This window comes from Mesorhizobium sp. PL10, from assembly GCF_053714315.1.
On record NZ_JBSKBR010000005.1, the window covers coordinates 160844 to 180838 of the forward strand.

Consider the following 19995-nt stretch of genomic DNA (forward strand, 5'->3'; position numbering starts at 1 on the left):
GCAAATCCCTCAATCAATGCCCGCGTGTCGCGGCGATCTCGGCGCCGTAGCGCATCTCGAGAAGTGTTTTCAAGACCAGCGTCACCAGTGCCAGGCCGGCAAGCAGCGAAGCGACGGCAAAAGCGCCAACGGCGTTGTACTCGTTGTAGAGGATTTCGACATGCAACGGCATGGTGTTGGTCAGCCCGCGTATGTGGCCGGACACGACCGAAACCGCGCCGAATTCGCCCATTGAGCGTGCGTTGCACAGAAGCACGCCGTAGAGCAATCCCCATTTGACGTTGGGCAGCGTCACATACCAGAAGGTCTGCCAGCCATTAGCGCCGAGCGAGAGCGCGGCCTCCTCATCGCCATTGCCCTGTTCCTGCATCAGCGGGATCAGTTCGCGGGCCACGAAGGGGAAGGTGACGAAGACGGTGGCGAGCACGATGCCGGGCACGGCGAACAAAATCTGGATGCCGTGCTCCTTCAGCCAGCCGCCAAGCAGCCCTTGCGCGCCGAACAGCAGGACATAGACCAGGCCGGAGATGACCGGCGAGACCGAGAAGGGCAGGTCGATCAGGGTGGTGAGAAACGCCTTCCCCTTGAACTCGAACTTGGCGATCGCCCAGGCGGCCGAAATCCCGAAGACGACGTTGAGCGGCACGGCGATGGCCGCCACCAGCAGCGTCAGCCGGATTGCCGATCGTGTGTCGGGATTGGACAGCGCTTCCGAGTAAGCGCCCACGCCTTTGGCCAGCGCTTCGTGGAAGACGATCATCAGCGGCAGGAGCACAAAGATCGCGAGGAAGGCGAAGGCCACCGCCATCAGCAGCAGCCGCACGGGCAGGCTCTCGGTCACCGCCGCCGACTGGCTCTCGTGATGCGGCTCGTAGGATTTGATTTCGGGATCAGCCATAGCGTTTGCGACTCCATGACTGCGCGAGATTGACGATCAGGAGCATCAGGAACGACAGCAGAAGCATGATCGCCGCGATCGCGGTCGCTGCGGGGTAATTATACTCCTCCAGCCGGATGACGATCAGCAGCGGCGCGATCTCCGACTTGTAGGGCAGGTTGCCGGCGATGAAGATGACCGAGCCGTATTCGCCGACGCCCCGCGCGAAGGCGAGCGAGAAGCCGGTCACGATGGCCGGCGCCAGTCCCGGAAACAGGATGCGAGTGATGATCTGGAAGCGATTGGCGCCGAGCGTGGCGGCTGCCTCCTCCACTTCCTTGTCGATCTCCTCCATGATCGGCTGCACCGTGCGCACGACGAAGGGCAGGCCGATGAAGACCAGCGCCACCACGATGCCGAGCGGCGTATAGGCGACCTTGATGCCGAGTGGCGCCAGGAGATGGCCGATCCAGCCATTGGGTGCATAGAGCGTGGTCAGCGCAATGCCGGCCACTGCGGTCGGCAGCGCGAAGGGCAGGTCGACCATGGCATCGACGATGCGGCGGCCGGGGAAGCGGTAGCGCACCAGCACCCAGGCAACGAGCGTGCCGAATACGACGTTTACGGCAGCCGCGATGAAGGCGGTGCCAAAGCTGATCTCAAGCGCGTTGAGGGTGCGCCGGTCGGTGGCGATCGCCCAGAAATCGGCCCAGCCGAGGGCGGCCGAACGCCAGATGAGCCCCGACAAGGGGATGAGGATGATGAGCGTGAGGTAGGCAAGCGAGAAGCCGAGCGTCAATCCGAAACCCGGAATGACGCTCGGCTGCCTGAATCGCCACCCCGCCTTGGCGGGTGCTGTGGTCATGTCGTCCTGATCTTAGCTCGCGGGTCTTAGCTCATTGGGCCGGCTTGTAGATCTGGTCGAATATACCACCATCGCCGAAATGATAAGGCTGCGCCTTCTTCCAGCCGCCGAAAAGCGGATCGTCGATGGAGATCAGCTTGATTTCCGGCGTCTTCGGAACATCCGCCGCATCCACCAGCTCGGGCTTGGCCGGACGATAGTGGTTCTTGGCGATGATGGTCTGAGCTTCCTTGGAATAGAGCCAGCCGAGATACGCTTCGGCCACCTTGCGCGTGCCCTTGGCATCGACATTGGCGTCGACCACGGCGACCGGCGGTTCGGCCAGGATCGAGGTCGGGGGGTAGACGATCTCGAAATTGTCGGCGCCGAATTCATTGAGCGCCAGATAGGCGTCGTTTTCCCAGCCGATCAGCACGTCGCCGAGACCCTTTTGCGCGAAGGTGACGGTGGAGCCACGCGCGCCGGTGTCGAGCACCGGAGCATTGGCGTAGAGCTTGCCGACGAATTCCTTGGTCTTGGCTTCGTCGCCGCCGTCATTGGCGTTGGCGTAGGCCCAGGCGGCGAGGTAGTTCCAGCGCGCGCCGCCCGACGTTTTCGGGTTCGGCGTGATCACCTGGACGCCGTCCTTGACCAGATCGCTCCAGTCATGAATGCCCTTCGGATTGCCCTTGCGGACCAGGAAGATGATGGTCGAGGTGTAGGGCGCCGAATTGTTTTCGAACTTGGTGCGCCAGTCGGGATTGATCTTCTTCGACTTGGCGACGATGGCGTTGATGTCGCCTTCGAGGGCCAGCGTCACCACATCGGCGTCCAGGCCATCGATCACCGCGCGAGCCTGGGCGCCCGATCCGCCATGCGATTGCTGGATGGTGACCGTCTCGCCGGTCTCGGCCTTCCAGTGCGCGGCGAAGGCCTCGTCATAGGCCTTGTAGAGTTCGCGTGTCGGGTCATATGACACGTTGAGAATGGTGGTATCGGCAAACGCGAAACCGAGCGTGCCGAACTGGATCGATGTGGCGACCAGTGCGCCGAGCAGTTTCCTGAAATGAGGTTTGGTCATTTCCGCCTCCGTTGATGACGGCTGAACTCTATCGAATTGATAGAAATTAGATGCATTCAACGTTGCCTTTTTTGCCCCTCCGAAGCAATTTTTCGCCGATATTGGGCGCCGAGAGGAAACATTTTCCTCATATTAGCCTGCGCCGACTCCAAGCCGGTCGGGCGCTATTTAGAAGCGGGCCGCGCGGAGGCAAGGCCGCTACGGTGGAGATTCGTCGGAGCATTTTGGGTGGCTTCACTTCGCAGTGATGGAGAAGTCGAAGCGCTGCTTAGGAAACGGTTCATTCCCGAGCGTGTAATGCCACCACTCGCGCGAATAGTTCTTGAAGCCGCCGGCGCGCATGGCATCGAGCAGTCTTTTGCGGTTTGCCGCCGCCTCTGTTGCCAGCGGGCGGTGGGCGGTTTCGCTTGCCGGGTCGAAGCAGTCGAAGCTGGTGCCGAAATCGAGGGTCCCGGCGCCGGTCGCACCGCAAGTGGCGAATGACGTACTCTTGCCGTCGCTGCGGGCGATGGCGACATCGACGGTCGAGCCGCGTGAATGAGTGGACAGTTCGCCGATATAGCCCTTGGCGGTCAGGTCGCCGCGCTTGACCTGGGGATACCATTGCGGATCGGGTGGTCCGCCTTCTCTGGTCCACTTGCCCATGTCGGCGACGGCGCGCGCCGGTCGGTAGCAGTCGAAGACGACCAGCGTCAGGCCGTCGGTCGCGAGTTCCTTCTGCACACCGGACAGAGCCTTCGCAGCTTGCTTCGTGAGAATGCAAACCGGTGCGTCATAGCCCTGTGCCTTGCGATGCAGGAAATTTTCCAGGCCGGCATAGCGGATGTCCTGGCGGATCGATGGATCGACATCGGCCAGGCGAACAAATCCGGCGGGCAGGGGGGCGGCGGAGGCGGGGAGAACGAAGACGACAAGCTGCAGGACGCAAAGTCCAATGCTTTGAATCGCCTGCCGCACTCTATTCAACGAACACCTTCACGCTGGCCGCACGGCCCACGGCATCGATGACCGTCAGCGTCGAATAGCCGGCGCCGTCGGGCAGCCAAGTTGCGGTGCGGCGGCGGTCGATGCCGACGAGCGGCTTGCCGTTGGCGAGCCAGCGGAATGGCGCGCGGCCGCCCTGCAGCTTGAGCACCAGCGGTGAGGCTTCGGCGGAATTGGTGGCGAGATCGACGCGGGCGCCGTTGGGCGGGAATATGATCGTTGGCGCCGGTTCGGTCTGGCTTGCCTGCACCAACCCGTCGGCGCCGGCTCCGAAACGCGCCAGTGTCACCGGCAGATCCTCGCGCTTTGCCTTGACAACGCCGGCCGGCTGGCTGGGCAGCGGAACGGCGGCGAGGCCCGAGCGGACAAAGCCCTCGAACAGGATGGGTGCGGCCGAGACATAGCCGGACAAGCCGGGCACCGCGCCGGCATCGGCGCGGCCGACCCATACGCCCAGCACGTAGCGGCCATCGAAGCCGACCGACCACGCATCGCGATAGCCGTAGGACGTCCCGGTCTTGTAGGCGATGCCGCGCTGCAAGGCGCCTTCGGGCGGCTTAACGCCTGACAATATGTCGGTGATCTGCCAGTTCGCCTGGGCCTCGAGAATGGTGGCGGTGGTGCGTTCGGCATTGGCCGGCTCGGTGCCGTCGTGCAGCGTGTTCGCCTTACCGCCATTGGCGAGCCCGGTATAGAGCTGGACGAGATCGCGCAGCGTTACGCCAACGCCGCCGAGGCCGATGGCGAGGCCCGGCGCCTCGTTGACCGGCAGCACGGGACTGACGCCGGCCTGGCGGAAGCGCGCCATCAGCCGTGCCGGGCCGACAGAATCAAGCACACGGATCGCCGGCACATTGAGCGATAGTTGCAGCGCCTGACGGATCGATACATCGCCCTGATAGCCCATGTCGAAATTCTTCGGCCGGTAGCCGCCAAAATCGACCGGACTGTCCTCGATCAGCATTTCCTGCGCCACCAGACCCTGCTCGAAGGCGAGGCCATAGATGAACGGCTTCAGCGTCGAACCGGGCGAGCGCACGATCTTGGTCATGTCGATCCAGCCGGAGCGGCTGGCGTCGAAGAAATCGGCCGAGCCCACTTCGCCCAGAATGTCGCCGGTGCGGGCGTCCGCCATGACCATGGCGACGGAAAGGCGAGGGCCGAGCTTGATCGCGGCATCGCGCGCCACCTGTTCCAGCCCTTGCTGGACGCTTTTGCGGATGGTCAGCTGCAGCGGCTTGCCGGGCACGGCCTTGGGCAGCATGGCAAAGGCGGCGTGCGGCGCCAGCGCCGGCAGTTTGCGGCGCAGGCCCGAGACATCGTCAAGGGCTGCGCGCGCGGCCTCGCGCTCGCCAAGCAGGCCTGAAGAAACCATGCGGTTCAGCACGCGGTCGCGGGCGGCATGCGCGATGCCGAGATTGCGGTCCGGCCGGCGCTTTTCCGGTAATTGCGGGAGTGCAACCAGCAGGGCGGCTTCCGAAACGGTGAGCCGCTTAGGTTCCTTGCCGAAATAGGCGAGCGAGGCGGCGCGCACGCCTTCGAGATTGCCGCCATATGGCGCCAGCGTCAGATAGCGCTCAAGGATCTCCTGCTTGGACAGACGCCGTTCGATCTGGATGGCGCGCAGCATCTGCTTGACCTTGGAGCCGAGGCTGCGGCTTTCGCGCGGCTCAATCAGCCGGGCGAGCTGCATCGACAGTGTCGAGCCGCCGGAGACGATATGGCCTGATGTGGCGAACTGGCCGGCGGCGCGTGCCAGCGCCAGCACGTCGACGCCATCATGGTCCCAGAAGCGTTTGTCTTCATAGGTGACCAGCATGTCGATAAACTGCTTGTCGATCTGGTCGAGATGGGTGTCGAGGCGCCAGTAGCCGTCCGGTGTGGCGAAGGCGCGCAACAGCTGGCCGTCGCGATCCTGGACTTCGGTGGAGACGGTGAGTTTTTCGGGCAGCGGCGGCGGGAAGGCGCGATCGAGTTCCCAGAGAGAAGCAGCAGCGATTGCCGCAAAGCCCGCGAGGGAAGCTGTGGCGATGCCTGTTCGACGGAGAAATTTTCTGGAGAGCATGGTGCTGCCCCTCATCCGCCTGCCGGGCCGACGGCCCTTCGGGCGTTCGTCATTCGAAAAGCCAAGCAATTGGCTTTTCGTCCGCTGCGCGGACCATTCCTCACCTCCCCGTGTCTTGACGGGGAGAAGGTGACTGTCACTGCCGTCGGCGCGCTCATCTTCGCCAAGGCGCCTTACGGCGCCTTGATCTCCATCATGCCGGTGGCGGTGCGGGCCGAGTATTGCGGCCGGTACATGTCCTCCACCGTGGCTGCCGGATGAGCATAGGTGCCCGGCGTCACCGCGCGTACGACGTAGGCCAGCATGATGTTGCGGTCGCCGTCGCCGTCATTGGGGTTGAACGCCGCGACGAAACGGTCGTCGCGGAATTCGAGATGAGCGGCGTCGGTCTGCGCCAGCCAGGTGAAATTCGACAGCTGGGCGCTGGAAACCAGGCCCGGGTTGTCGATCTCGAAGCCGGCCGGCAGCAGGTCGGTGATCAGCAGGCGCGACGGCCAGCGGTTCTGCTCGTAGATCTTGAGCACGACCACGTAGCGTTCGTTCTGCGTCGCCTCGGTGACGTTGGCCTCGGTGCCATCGAGCTTGTAGTAGGTGCGATCGATGGTGAAGCCGTCACCGCCGGCCGGCAGAGGTTCGACCGGAGAGGCGACCGTGGTGACGACCGCCTGCAGCGGCGTCGAGCCGGTGTTGGCGATGGTCAGCGGGCTGCCGGATATATCAGTGCCGCTGAGCTGGGTGGAGTAACCACCGGCATGCGGCGCGCCGTTGACCGACAGCTTGATCGAGTCGTTGCCCGACTTCAGCGCCCGGGCCGCCAGCAGCATCCAGGACTCGTCCTGCGTGCTGGTCCAGCGGGCATCGGCGCGTTCCCTCGCCACCAGCCGGATCAGCTCCGGCACGATGGTCGGCACCGGCTTCGATTCGGCGGCGAGCGCCAGGATCGCGGCGCCGTCACGCAGCCGCGAGCCATAGTCGGACCGGTAGTAATCGTAGTCCGTGGTCGACTTGGCCAGCTGCAACGCCGTCTGGAAGGTCGCTTCCGAACGTTGCGCGTCGCCGTAGAGCGCCAGGCTCGCCGCCAGCTGGGCGACGGCCATCGGGCTCGAGAAGGCTTCGAGCTTGGTGTCGGCGTAGTAGCGCAGATCGCCGACCGAGGCCTTCTTGTTGCGGGCCAGAACGTAGAGCGCGTAGGCGATTTCGCTGCCGCGGTCCTGGACATCCTGGTCGTAGCCGACCGAGTTCTGCAGATTGCTCAGCGCCTGGTTCATGGCGAGCGCCGGCACATCGTAGTTCTGCTCGCGCGCCCGGGTCAGGAAGTCAGTGACATAGGAATCGAGCCACAGATCGCCGGAGCCCGGACCCCACAGGCCGAAACTGCCGGCCGAAGCCTGGTAGCTCAGCACCTTGTAGATGGCGGCCTGGACGCGGTCGTGCAGATCGGGATCGCTTTGCATGCCGACGGATGACGCCAGATCGTTGACGTAGAGCAGTGGCATGGCGCGGCTGGTGGTCTGCTCGGCGCAACCATAGGGGTAGCGATCGAGCGTCATCAGCAGCGACGGCACGTCGAAGGCGGCTGCCTGCGAAACGCCGACGCTGACCGAGGCGCCGTCGAGCAAGCTTGCCGCGAGCAGTTCCTTGTCGACGCGCAGCGAACCGCCATTGCCCTTGAGGTCGACCACCAGCCGGGTGGTGACCGGCAATTGCGCCGGACGCACCGGCACATAGAGCGTCTGTTCGACGGAGGTGCCGTCGCCATGGGCGAGCTTGATGGTCAGTGAAGCGTTGCCGGCCGTCTTGGCGATCAGCGGCACCGTCAGCGTCTGGCGCTTGCCCTTGGCCAGCGTCAGCTTTTCCGGCAACGGCTTGTCGCCGGTCGAGAGGTCGCCCGTGGTGTCGATCGACAAGGCATAGTCGCCTTCCGGACCGTCCGTGTCGGCGACGTCGAGCCGCATGACGGCATTGTCGCCAGGCGCCAGGAAGCGCGGCAGGCCGGCGGTGATCACCACCGGATCACGCACGATGACGTCTGTCGAGGAATGGCCGACGGCATCCTTGGTCCAGGCGACGGCCATGACGCGCACGGTGCCGTTGAACTGCGGAATGTCGAAGTCGACCCTTGCCTTGCCGTCGGCGTCGAGCTGGACCGGGCCGGAGAAGAAGGCGACCAGCTTTTCGGTCGGCGGACTGCCTTGCGTCTGCATGGCGGCGCCGTCGCCGCCGGTCCTGAGCTTGCCGGTGGTGCCGAGCGAGCCATCGATCAGGCGGCCATAGATATCGCGGACCTCAAGCCCCAGCATGCGCTGGCCGAAATACCAATTCTCCGGATCCGGCGCCTTGTAGTTGGTGAGGTTCAGGATGCCGACATCGACGGCAGCGACCGTGACATAGGCATTGCTGCCCGGTGCAACGCCGGCCACCGAAACGGGGATCGACAGCTGCTGGCGCGGCATGGTCTTGTCCGGCGGCGTGAGCGTAACGGCGAGCTTTTTCGAGCCCGGATCGACCGTCAGCCATTTCACGCCGATGGCGCGGGCAGGCATGCGGGTTTCCTGCGCATCGCCGGGCCGGAACAGGGTTGCGGTGATGTAAGCGCCGGCGCCCCAATCGTCGCCGACCGGAATGTCGACCGTGCTGCCGCCGGCCGGTACGGTTGCCGTGACGGTCTTGAGCAGCTTGTCGGCGCCGATGGTGACCAGCAGTTCGCCGGCAAAATGCGGCGACACTTTCAGCTTGGCCACCTCGCCGGCGGCATAGCTGTCCTTGTCGAGGGCGATCTCGAGGCCATCAGGGGTTTCGGTGGAGGTCGAGCTGACATACCAGCCGGCGTCGAACTCATAGCTGGTCGCCGGACCCTCGGGGTCGGCAGTCTCGATCTCGAGCCGGTACTGGCCCCAGTCGACTGGCATCGTCACGGTCGCCTCGGCATCGGCGCTGAGATCGACCTGGCCGTTGGCGATCGACTTGGTGAAGGTCACCGGTTCGTAGTTCCAGGAGTTGTTGTTGCGGTACCACTGGTAATTGCGTTCGACCTTGACCAGCGACCATTGCGCGCCTTTCAGCGTCTCGCGCTTGCCGTCGGGATCGACCGCGATCAGGCTGAATTTGGCGGTGCCGCCCTGCGGCACCTCATTGTCGGCGAAATCCGGACGGATGCCGATCATGTGGCCCTGCGGGCGAATGCCGATGTTGAGCGAGCGCTCGATGGCACGACCGCCGGTTTCGCGCATGCGGACCGTGACCTTGGCGTCGACCAGCTTGGTGGTCGCGGGCAGCTGGTCGACGCTGACCGGGAAGGTCGCCTTGCCGTCGTCGCCGACCACCGGAAGACCGGTGAAGGGCGTGACCGAGGGTTCGGCCGACTGCTCGTCGGCGAGGCCGAACGAATAGCCGGCGAAACGGTCCCAGTCGCGAGCGGTCGACAGCGTCAGCTCGCCTTCGAGCGCGAGACCGGCAGCCGGCGCGCCATAGAGGAAGCGGCCGTCAATGTCGATGTTGGCGGTTTCGCCCTGTGCGATCTCCTGCTTGTCGGACTTCATGTCGAATTCGATGCGATCCGGCACGAAGTCTTCGACCAGGAACATCTGGCTGGAAACGGCGGCCTGCTCGGGATCGGTGTAGATCGACACCGTCCAGGTGCCGCGCATGGCGTTGGCTTCGAGCGGCAGGTCGACGGCATAGCCGCCGGCCGACACGCCGTCGGCGACAATGCGGCGGTTCTCGACGCCGTCGGGACGGGTGAAGATGAAGGTCAGCGGCAGGTTCTCGACCGCCTTGGAGGCGCCGTCGCGGGCAAGGGCTGCAACATGCACGTCCTCGCCCGCGCGGTAGATGCCGCGTTCGGTCCAGGCATAGACATCGAGCGCACCAGGTGCGGCTCGTCCGGAGACGCCGCGATCGGAAAGATCGAAGCCGGCGCGGCCCATGTCGAGGAAGACGAAGTCGTTGTCGCCCTGCTTGGCCATCAGCACGGCCGGCACCATGCCGCCGTCGCCGCGTGTCAGGCCTGGGTTGAAGACGGCGTGGCCTTCGGCATCCGACGTCGCGGTGCCGAGGATTTCATTGTTCCTGGCTAGCAGCGTCAGTTCCGCGCCTGCGATCGGCTTGGCGGTGCCGAGCGAGCGGGTGAACACATTCAGCCCGTCCTGGCCGGTATAGGTCGAAAGGCCGATGTCGGAGACGACGAACCACTGGGTGGCAAGCGAATTGTAATTGTCGTCATCATTCTCGTTGACCGGTTCCGCGGTCAGCACGTAGACGCCGGGCTTGCGCTGCGGCAAGGCCTCGTCGACCGGGAACGACGTCGTGACGTCCTTGTTGAGGTCGTTGGCGATGTCGAGCTGGCCCTCCCAGACAGGCTCGCCCATCTGGTCGGAAATGCTTGAGATGTCGTAGCCGTCGAGCTGCTTCAGGAACTGATAGCCGGACAGAAGCTGCGCCAGCGAACGATCGCCGATGCGGTAGAGCTTCATCTGCGCGGCGGTCATGTTGACGGTGACGACCGGAATGCCGCGGCGGGCGCCGGCCGGCAGCACGAAGCTGTCGCCGGTGAAGCGAGCGGACGGTGCGCGATCCTGGACATAGATCGACAGCACAACCGGGGCGGCAGTCACTTCGCCGATCGCCGCCGGCAGGCCGGCGCGGAAGGTTACTTCGTAATGCTGGCCATGCTCCAGACCTTCGACGCAGATCTGCTTGTCCTTGGCTTCGACGCCCTTGGGCGGCTGGTTGTCGACGGTGACGAACTGGGCGTAATCGACGCCGGTCTTGACCAGTTCCTCGGAAAACTGCGCGCAAATGCGCGGCGCGCTGGTATCTGCGTCGACCGAGTGATCGATGACACGGAAGCCCTTGCGGGCCTTGAGGTCCTCATATTCGGCCTTGACCGCCGGCGAGCTGACCAGAGCAAGGCTCGCCTCATAGGCCTGCAGGGCCGGACGGTAGAGATCGCGGCGGTCGAGGCCGTTTCCGAGCAGCGCCAGCACCTCGGCGCGGGTCTTGGTGGTGCGCAGCAATTTGTAGGCATTGAAGGCTGCCGACGTACCCTTGACCGGCAAATTATAAGCTCCCGAGCTGCCATTAGCCGGCTGCTGGGCAAGCGTTTCGCGGGCCAGGCCGAGCCACAGCTGGGCGTCATCGGGCAGGACCGAAACGGCAGCCTCGTATTTGTTCATGGCCTGGGCATGGTCGCCGGTCAGTGCGGCCTGTTCGGCCGCGGCGCGGAGCGCTTCCAACCCATCGGTCGGCTTGTCATAGGCCGGATCGGTCAGCTTGTTGCGGTATTGCTGGGCCTGGTCGGCCATCCAGTTAGGGAAGAAGGCGAGTTCCGGCGGGGCGCCGATATCGGGGTCGCCATCGACATTGACGACCTTGCCCGCGATAGCGCCGCTGAACGGTTTCAGCTGGTTGTAGTCGGATTTGAGGAAGCACCACTTGGCCTTATTATTGTAGGTGAAGGCGCGGCAGGCGGGGTCGCCAAGGCATGTGGTCTTGCACTGATCGAGGCTGACATTCTGGTCCGATCGGAGATCGAAGCCGAAATAGTCGGAATTGTTTGAGGTCACCACCCGGCGGGCTTCGGCCGCTTGCGCGACAGCTCCCCAGGCGAAAAAGAGAAGGATCAGGATAGACAGACCACGAGCCGCGCGCATTGCCATAACACCCTCCAGACACTGCTTACGTCCGCGGCATGTTCAAGCTTCAGTCAAGCTTGTCAACACGAGGACGGACAGGTTAACGCCTGCCAACGGTTCCCATGCCGGCCGATGGCCAGTATGTGAGATGTTTCATCCACAGGGAAAGGGATCACGCTTTCTTGCGGCAACGCAGAAGGTGTGAATTCCAAGCCCTGCCTATTTCAGACAATTGGATTGTGGCCCCTTTACGAGCACTTCAAAACTTCATTCCAATTTTAGTTTTGTCATCTAGGTTGTCTTAATGCCGGCGTATGAAAGGCACATGTCAGGGGGAGGCGCGCCACAGCGCGTGCTTTCGCGCGCGCTGCTTTTGGCGTTGGCGTGCTCGATCGTGCTTGTCTTCGAATCGGGGTCGGCGGCCGCCTTCGAGATCTTCGGCATCAAATTGTGGGGCTCATCGAACGATGAGGACGCCGATATTGTCGACCCGCTGCGCTATTCCGTCAGCATCGAGGCGCCCGATGCCGACAAGGACCTGGTCAAGAAGCTCGAAAACGCCTCGTCGCTGAAAGCCGACGAGGAGCGCCCGGTTTCCGGTTCGCTCGGCCTTTTGGCCAAGGCGCGCAGCGACCGCGAGCAGCTGGTCGCCGCCCTCTATTCGGATGCCCGCTATGAAGGCGTCGTCACCATCACCATCCAGGGCAAGGCGCTCGACGATCTGCCGCCGGACGCCGAATTTGCCGGTCCGCAGCCGATTCCGGTGGTGATCAGCATCGCCAGCGGGCCTAAATTCACCCTCGGCAACATCAGGCTGGAAGGCGATGCCGCCGGGCTGGCGAGCGCCGATTTCGGCTTGATTGCGGGCGGCGATGCCGGTTCCGGCGCCGTGCTCAAGGGCGAGGCGCTGATCGTGCGGGCGCTGAAGCAGGAGGGGCGGCCGCTTGCCCGGATCACCGACCGGCAGGTCGTCGCCCAGCACGACACCTCGACGCTCGACGTGACGCTGACGGTGGCCGCAGGGCCGGTAGCCGGCTATGGCGACACCACCGTCGAGGGGACCGAGAAGGTCGATCGTGAGTTCACCGAATACATGACCGGGCTGAAACGCGGCCGGCAATATTCGCCTGATGAGATCGACGACGCCCGCGACCGGCTGCTCGGGCTGGAGGTGTTCAACAGTGTCACGCTGAAGGAAGCCGACGCTCTCGATGCCGACGGCAACATTCCGATCGGCGTCCAGGTCAGCGAGCGCAAGCCGCGCTATTTCGGCGTCGGCGGCACCTTCTCCAACACCGAGGGGCTCGGCCTCGAAGGCTATTGGGGCCACCGCAATCTGTTCGGCCGGGCCGAAAAGCTGCGCATCGACGGCAAGATCAGCGGCATCGGCAGCAATGATTTGAGCGAGCTCAACTACAATGCCGGCATCATGTTCGAAAAGCCGGGCGTCGTCGGGCCGGCCTCGAAATTCATTGCCAGCGTCAAGACAGTGCTCGAACATCCCGACGCCTACGACCATTTCTCGGTCAAGGGCAGCACCGGCCTGTCCTATGAGATCGACAAGAAGCAGACGGTTTCGGCTGAAATCGCGCTCGACTATTCCAGGATCACCGACGCTTTCGGCAAGCACAAATACCTGATCGCCAGCATTCCGCTGCAATATGTCTATGACAACCGCGACAACCGGCTCAATCCGACCAACGGCTTCAGGGTGCTGGCCTATGCCGAGCCGAGCTACGACATTATGAGCGGCGCCGCCTTCCTCAAGCTCAAGGGCGAGGGGTCGGCCTATCAGTCGCTCGACACGGCGTCGAAATTCGTGCTTGCCGAACGCGTCGCCCTGGGTTCGATCGTCGGCACCAGCCTCGAACATGTTCCGGCCGACCGGCGCTTCTATTCCGGCGGCGGCGGCTCGGTGCGCGGCTATGCCTATCAGGGCATCGGTCCCAAGGACATCGACAATCAGCCGATCGGCGGGCTTTCCTTCTTCGAGACATCTGTCGAGATGCGCATCGCGCTCACCGATACGATCGGCATCGTCCCGTTCGTCGATGCCGGCACCGTCTCGACCAAATCGACGCCGGACTTTTCCGACGTGAAGGTCGGCGCCGGCGTCGGTCTGCGCTATATTACCCCGTTCGGGCCGCTGCGCATCGATGCCGCCCTGCCGCTCAACCGCGATCGTGGCGACCCGCGTTTCGGCATTTATGCCGGCATCGGACAGGCGTTCTGACGATGAGGATAGTCAAACGCATCCTTCGCCTCTTTTTTTACACGCTGCTGATCGTGGCGGCGGCGGGCATCGGCGCGCTCGTCGTGCTGACCAAGACCGAGCGCGGCCGCGAAAATCTCGCCGGCATTATTTCGAATATGGCCTCATCAGGGGACAGCAAAGTCACGGTCAGCGGCATTGACGGCATCTGGTCCGGCGCGCTGACGGTGGACCATGTCGTGCTGGAAGACCGTGAAGGTGCCTGGCTGGTGGCGCGAAAGGTGGCCGTCGACTGGTCGCCCTTGGCATTGCTGTCGAAGAATTTCAGCGCTGACCGGATCGCCGCCGAGCGCATCGAACTGGCGCGACTGCCGGTAGCGAGCACCGAGCCCAGCAAGAACGGGGCGTCCGGCCTGCCGGTTTCGCTCGATATCAGAGCGATCGATCTGCCGCAGATCGCTCTCGGCCAACAACTTGCCGGTAGCGGCATTGCCGAGCTCGCCGCCAAGGGATCTGCCAAGGTCGATGCCTCGCCGCTGGCGATCGAGACGGTGCTCAACCTCACCCGCCATGACGGCAAGCAAGGCAATGTCGACGCCAACATCCATTTCGCGCCTGCCGACAACAAGCTCGACCTCGATCTCAAGGCATCCGAACCGGCCGGCGGCATCATCGCCAATCTGCTCAAGCTGCCGGGCGCGCCGCCGGTCAACATCGTCGTCTCCGGCACCGGGCCGCTGGCCAACTGGAGCGGCGTCGGCACTTTCATGGTCGACGGCCAGATCGTCACCCAGCTCACCGGCCGTCATCAGCTGACCGACAAGGGTAACCGGATAGAGGCCAAGGGCGATGGCTCGTTCGAAGACTTCCTGCCGGAACGGTTCAAGTCACTGTTTGCCGGCAAGACCAGCTTCGACCTCGCCGGCACGGCGACCGCCGCCGGCGGCGTCGACATCGAGCGCGCCGCGATCGAGAGCGACGCTGTCCACGGCACCGCCTCAGGCATGGTCGACCCGAAGGGCGCCAGCGACCTTTCGGTGGAACTCGCTTCCAAGAGTGAGCCGGTCACCGTCAATGTCGGCAGCCCGGCGCAGCCGATCATGGTGGCCATCAATAATATCACCGCGCGCGCGTTCGGCGATGGCAAGGCGCCGATGATCGACGCCAGCGCTTCACTCGTCTCGGTGGTGGCAGGCGGCTCCCAGGTGAACAATCTCGATGCGCAGATCCATTCCGACGGCTTTGACATCGAGAACCGTAGCGGCCCGGTCAAGGTGTCGCTGGCGGCCGCCGGCCTGAAGACCGACTTGGCGACGCTGGCGCCGCTGATCACCGGCAAGCTGACGGCCTCGCTTGCCGGTACGATCAGCAAGGATGAAATCTCGCTCGATGAAGGCACGCTGCGCTCAGATGCGCTCAATGCCGGGCTGACGGCCAAGGTGACGCTGGCCGACCTCGCCGTGACGCTGAAAATGAATGCCGATGCGGTGTCGACGGCGCTGCCGCCGCAGATCAGTTCGCTGCTCGGCGAACGGGTCAAGTTCTCGGCGACCGCAACCCGCGATCCTCAGGGCTCGTTTGCCGCCAATTCGATCGAGCTGACCTCCGGTTCGCTCAGCGCCAGCGGTACGGCAAGCGCGCAAGGCAGCGACATCCAGGCCGATATCAAGGGCAAGCTCGGCGACGTCTCGGTGCTGTCGCCGCTGGTTGGCGTGCCGGTCGCCGGCGGCGTCGATTTCGCACTGACGGCGAGCGGCGCGCGCAACGCGCCGGATTTTTCTGTCACGGCTGAAAGTGTCAGCCTGACGGCGTCGGGCCGGACGGTCAAGGACATCAAGCTGACCGCATCGGGCAAGGCCGACATTCTGAACCCGGCCGCCGATGTGTCGCTGACCGGCTCGGTCGACGAGCAGCCGCTTGCCATCAAGGCAGCGCTGGTGACCAGCGACGGCAAGCGCTCGATCAATGGGTTCAGCGTGGCGCTGGGCGACAACAAGGTGTCGGGCGACTTCGCGCTCGACGATCATTTCCTGCCGCTGGGCACGTTGACGCTCGCCGCTCCCGACATCGCGCCGCTGGCATCGTTGGCCGGGCAGACGGCGGCCGGTGATATCGGCGGCACTGTGGTCTTCGCCAAGGACGGCGAGGCGCCCACCGTCACCATCAATGCGGCCAGCGTGTCGGTTGCGCGCGGCGACGTCGCGGCCAAGGCAATCACCGTCAGCGCGCTGATCGCCAACTATCTCAACAGCCCGGCGATCTCCGGAACGATCAAGGCCGACAGCGTGACCTCGGGGACGACGGTGGTCAGCGGCATAGGTGTCGACCTCAAGCGCGACGGCGACTGGACCAATTTTGCCGGCGGCGCCACCATCGCCGGCATCCCGGCGACGGCTGCAGGGCGGGCGAAGATCGCCGGCGGCACGACCAGCGTCGAGATCGCATCCGGCGAGGCGACGGTGCGCGGCATCAAGGCGGCGATCACCGAGCCGTCCAGCCTGACGATCGCCGATGGCGTCACCACCATTCAAAGACTGGTGGTCGATCTGGGCGGCGGCTCAGTGACGCTTTCGGGCACGGCAGGGCAGACGCTCGATCTGGCGGCAAATTTCTCGGCGCTGCCGGCGGCGCTCGCCAACGATTTCTCGCCAGGCCTCGCTGCGGCGGGCACGCTCGACGGCACGGCGCAAATCACCGGGCCATCGGCAAATCCCGACATCCGCTTCAAGGCAAAACTGGCCGGCGCCGAAACCAGCCAGACCCGCCAGGCGGGGCTCGGGCCGCTCGATCTCGATGCGGCCGGCAGTTATTCCACGGCAGGTGGCGTGGTGCTGGACCAGGCGACGCTCAGTGGCGAAAGAATCTCCGGCAAGGCGGCCGGCACCATCAACCCGAACGGCGCCAGCGATTTCACGCTCGACCTGACATCGTCCGGCCCAAGCCTGCCGCTGACGCTTGGCAGCACCGAAAGCCCGATCAAGCTCGAAGTGCAGGCGCTGTCGGTGAAGGCGGCGGGGCGGGCCGCGCAGGCGAAGCTCGACATCTCGGCGGTGTTGCCGTCGGTGGCGACGAATTTCACCAAGGTTGAAGGCATCGCACTGGCGCTGCACTCCGATGCGTTCGATGTAAAAAGCCGAACGGGCCCGATCTCGGGCACGGTGACGGCGGAAAAGTTCGGTCTGGACAATCCAACCATCGCACCGCTGATTGCCGGCAAGATCACCGCCAAGGTCGCCGGCAGCCTGGCGGCGGACGCAATCACGATCGACAATGGCTCGGTACAGGGCGATGCACTGGCCAGCGCCTTCAATGGCCGCGTCTCCTTCGCCGACGGCGCCATCGACCTCAACCTCAACGCCGATGCACTGTCATCGGCGTTGCCGGCGGCAGTGCGCAGCGTGCTGGCCGAACGCACGCAGCTCAGCGCCACGCTGAAGCGGGATGACAAAGGCAATGTTAGCGCCAATCCGGTCAAACTGGTGTCGGGCGCGCTGACCGCCGACGGCCAGGCCAGTCTCGCCGACAACAAGCTCAGCGCCGATATCAAGGGCGCGCTATCGGACATCTCGCTGCTGTCGAAGGATGCCAAGGGCGCGGTTCGCTTCGCGCTCGATGCGCAGGGCCCGATGATGGCGCCGGACCTGTCGCTGACGGTCAACAGCGACCGGCTGCTGGTGGCGGAACGCGAAATCACCGGGCTGAAGCTGACGGCCACCGGCAAGGCCGATGCCGCCAGTCCGGCGGCCAATGTGCAACTGACCGGCAATGTCGCGGGGCAGGCGCTGCAAGGCAGTGCGGTGCTGGCGACGGCCGACGGCAAGAGCGCCATCAACGGCCTGCTGCTGTCGCTCGGCAAGAACAGGATTTCCGGCGATCTCGCGCTCGACGAGGCCTTCGTGCCGGTCGGCACCATCGCGCTCGACCTGCCCGATATCGGACCGCTGGCAGCGCTGGCGCTGGAAAAGGCCGAGGGCGATATGCGCGGCACCATCGCCTTCTCCAAGACTGCGGACGGTGCCAACGTCGCCGTCAAGGCTTCGACGGCTTCGATCACGCGCGGCGACCTCCAGGCGAAGACGGTGTCGGTCGATGCGCTGATTGCCAACTATCTCGCCGCACCGGTCATCTCAGGCAAAATTCGCGCCGACAGCGTCATCTCCGGCGGCACCGCTATCAGCGGCATCGATGTCGACCTCAAGCGCGACGGCGACTGGACCGGCTTTTCCGGCGGCGCCACCGTCAAGGGCATTCCGGCGAAAGCTGCGGGCCGGGTGAGGGTGGCAGGCGGCACCACCACCATTGAACTTGCGTCGGGCCAGGCAACCGTCCAAGGCATCAAGGCTGCTATCGCGCAGGCCTCGACCGTCAGCATCGCCAATGGCACGACGACGCTGGACAGGCTGGTGCTCAATCTCGGCGGCGGCACGGCGACGGTGACCGGCAAGGTCGGGCAGGCGCTCGACATCAATGCCGCACTGGCCAAGGTGCCGGCTTCGCTGGCCAACAGTTTCTCGCCGGGCGTCCAGGCCGCCGGGTCGATTTCCGGAACAGTCAAGGTGACTGGCGCGCCGGCCAATCCTGCCGTTGCCTTCGACATCGACGCCGGCGGGGTGCAGACATCGCAGACCCGCGGTGCCGGCCTCGGCGGCATGAACATTTCCTCGTCGGGAACGTTCGCCGGCAAGAAGCTCACCTTCAACGCGGACATCAGCGACGGCGCCGGGCTTGGTCTCAAGGGTGGCGGCACGGTGACCACAGCGGGCACGCCGGCGCTGGTGCTCGACTTCAACGGTAAGGTGCCTTTCTCGTTTCTCGCCGCCAAGCTTGCCGCGCAAGGCCTGTCGCTGAGTGGCACTGCCAACGTCAATGTCCAGGTGCGCGGCCCGGCGACATCACCCGTAATCGGCGGCACGGTCAGCACCTCAGGCGCCCGCCTCGTCGACGCGCGCTCGGGGCTTGCCGTCAATGACATTGCCGCCGATGTTTCGATCGGCAACGGCGTCGCCAGGATCAACCGCCTGACCGGCACGCTGTCGACACGCGGCAGCCTGTCGGCCTCAGGCACGGTCGGCATCAATCCGGCGCAAGGCTTACCCGCCGACCTGTCGATCAAGCTGGTCGACGGCCGCTATACTGATGGACGCGTGGTCACGGCCAATCTCGGTGGCGACCTGACCATCAAGGGACCGCTGACCTCAGCGCCGGTGATTTCGGGTACCGTCAACTTGGCCAAGACGGTCATTACCGTTCCGGAAAAACTGCCGGGATCGCTGGCGGCGCTCGGCGTCAAGCACAAGAACGCGCCGGCCAGCGTGCGGGCGCAGGACAAGGCCTTGCGGCCGGTAGCGGCCAGCGGCAGTGGCGGCAGCGGCCTCAACCTCGATGTCACCGTCAATGCGCCGAACCAGATCTTCGTCCAGGGCAGGGGTGTCGACGCCGAACTCGGCGGTTCGCTGAGGCTGACCGGCCCCGCGGCTTCGCCGCAAGCGGTCGGCACCTTCACCCTGCAGCGCGGGCGGCTGTCGATCCTCGGCAAGCGGCTGACCTTCACCGAGGGCACGGTCGGCTTTTCGGGCTCGCTGGTGCCCTATCTCAATTTGACCGCGACCTCGACAACGACGAGCACCACCGTGACGATCGTGGTATCGGGCGAGGCCACCAATCCGAAATTCACCTTCTCCTCCGTGCCTGCGCTGCCGGAGGACGAGGTGCTGGCGCAACTGATCTTCGGCCGCTCTATGTCGAACCTGTCGCCGCTGCAGATCGCACAGTTGGCCGAGGCTGCCGGGCAACTGGCCGGCGTCGGCGGCTCGACCTCGCTGCTTGAAAACCTGCGCAGTGCAATCGGCGTCGACGACCTAGATGTGACTACGGACGATCAGGGCGGTACCGCCGTGTCGGCGGGCAAATACCTGAACGACCGCACCTATGTCACGATCCAGAAGGGCGACAAGCCGGGATCGGGCAAGGCGACGATCGACCTCAATGTCGGGCGCGGCGTCAAGCTGCGCGGCGAGGCCAACGATGGCGGCGAAGCCAAGGGCGGCATTTTCTACGAGAAGGAGTATTGATCCTTCGGCCGGACTCTGGGCCCACCGGTGGAACTGGCCAAGCTTGAGTCGATGTCTCGTTTCATCGACGAAACGAGATTCCCGAGGAATCCGTCAGGCAGTAGCAAATTTGCGCCAAGACTGTCGTTATCGCGCGAACCGCTCCCCCTTCAAAGTTGCACATTCGCCAACATGTTCTCACTCCATGCCGCTTTGACATCGCGGCCTGGATGCGGAATGTTAAAAGGC

Annotated in this window: 8 protein-coding genes; 2 read left to right on the plus strand and 6 right to left on the minus strand. The window is 64.6% G+C overall.

Translation table 11 applies throughout. The annotated features are described in order from the left end of the window. Positions 1-13: 13 nt before the first annotated feature. From cysW to ACWGTO_RS10685, 6 genes are all read right to left on the minus strand, one after another. A complete protein-coding gene (gene cysW, locus ACWGTO_RS10660) occupies positions 14-898 on the minus strand; it encodes a sulfate ABC transporter permease subunit CysW (RefSeq protein WP_454574814.1) in 885 nt (294 codons plus the stop codon). Beyond that, a complete protein-coding gene (cysT, locus tag ACWGTO_RS10665; protein WP_454574815.1) occupies positions 891-1742 on the minus strand; it encodes a sulfate ABC transporter permease subunit CysT in 852 nt (283 codons plus the stop codon). The genes cysW and cysT overlap by 8 nt, the downstream gene beginning before the upstream one ends. 31 nt (positions 1743-1773) lie before the next feature. After that, positions 1774-2802 carry a sulfate ABC transporter substrate-binding protein gene (locus ACWGTO_RS10670; protein ID WP_454574816.1) on the minus strand — a complete coding sequence of 343 codons (1029 nt, stop codon included), beginning with the start codon at positions 2800-2802 and terminating at the stop codon, positions 1774-1776. Between the two features lie 234 nt (positions 2803-3036). Next, positions 3037-3759, minus strand: coding sequence for a M15 family metallopeptidase (locus ACWGTO_RS10675; protein WP_454574941.1), 723 nt, complete (start codon positions 3757-3759; stop codon positions 3037-3039). A gap of 1 nt (position 3760) precedes the next feature. Then, a complete protein-coding gene (gene pbpC, locus ACWGTO_RS10680; RefSeq protein WP_454574817.1) occupies positions 3761-5851 on the minus strand; it encodes a penicillin-binding protein 1C in 2091 nt (696 codons plus the stop codon). A gap of 173 nt (positions 5852-6024) precedes the next feature. Beyond that, positions 6025-11508, minus strand: coding sequence for an MG2 domain-containing protein (locus ACWGTO_RS10685; protein WP_454574818.1), 5484 nt, complete (start codon positions 11506-11508; stop codon positions 6025-6027). Positions 11509-11788: 280 nt separating this feature from the next. Here ACWGTO_RS10685 and ACWGTO_RS10690 point away from each other — a divergent pair, with 280 nt between their 5' ends. Next, positions 11789-13717, plus strand: a complete 1929-nt coding sequence (locus ACWGTO_RS10690) for an autotransporter assembly complex protein TamA (protein WP_454574819.1) — start codon at positions 11789-11791, stop codon at positions 13715-13717. Positions 13718-13719: 2 nt separating this feature from the next. After that, positions 13720-19767 carry a translocation/assembly module TamB domain-containing protein gene (locus ACWGTO_RS10695; RefSeq protein WP_454574820.1) on the plus strand — a complete coding sequence of 2016 codons (6048 nt, stop codon included), beginning with the start codon at positions 13720-13722 and terminating at the stop codon, positions 19765-19767. The last annotated feature ends 228 nt before the right edge of the window (positions 19768-19995 follow it).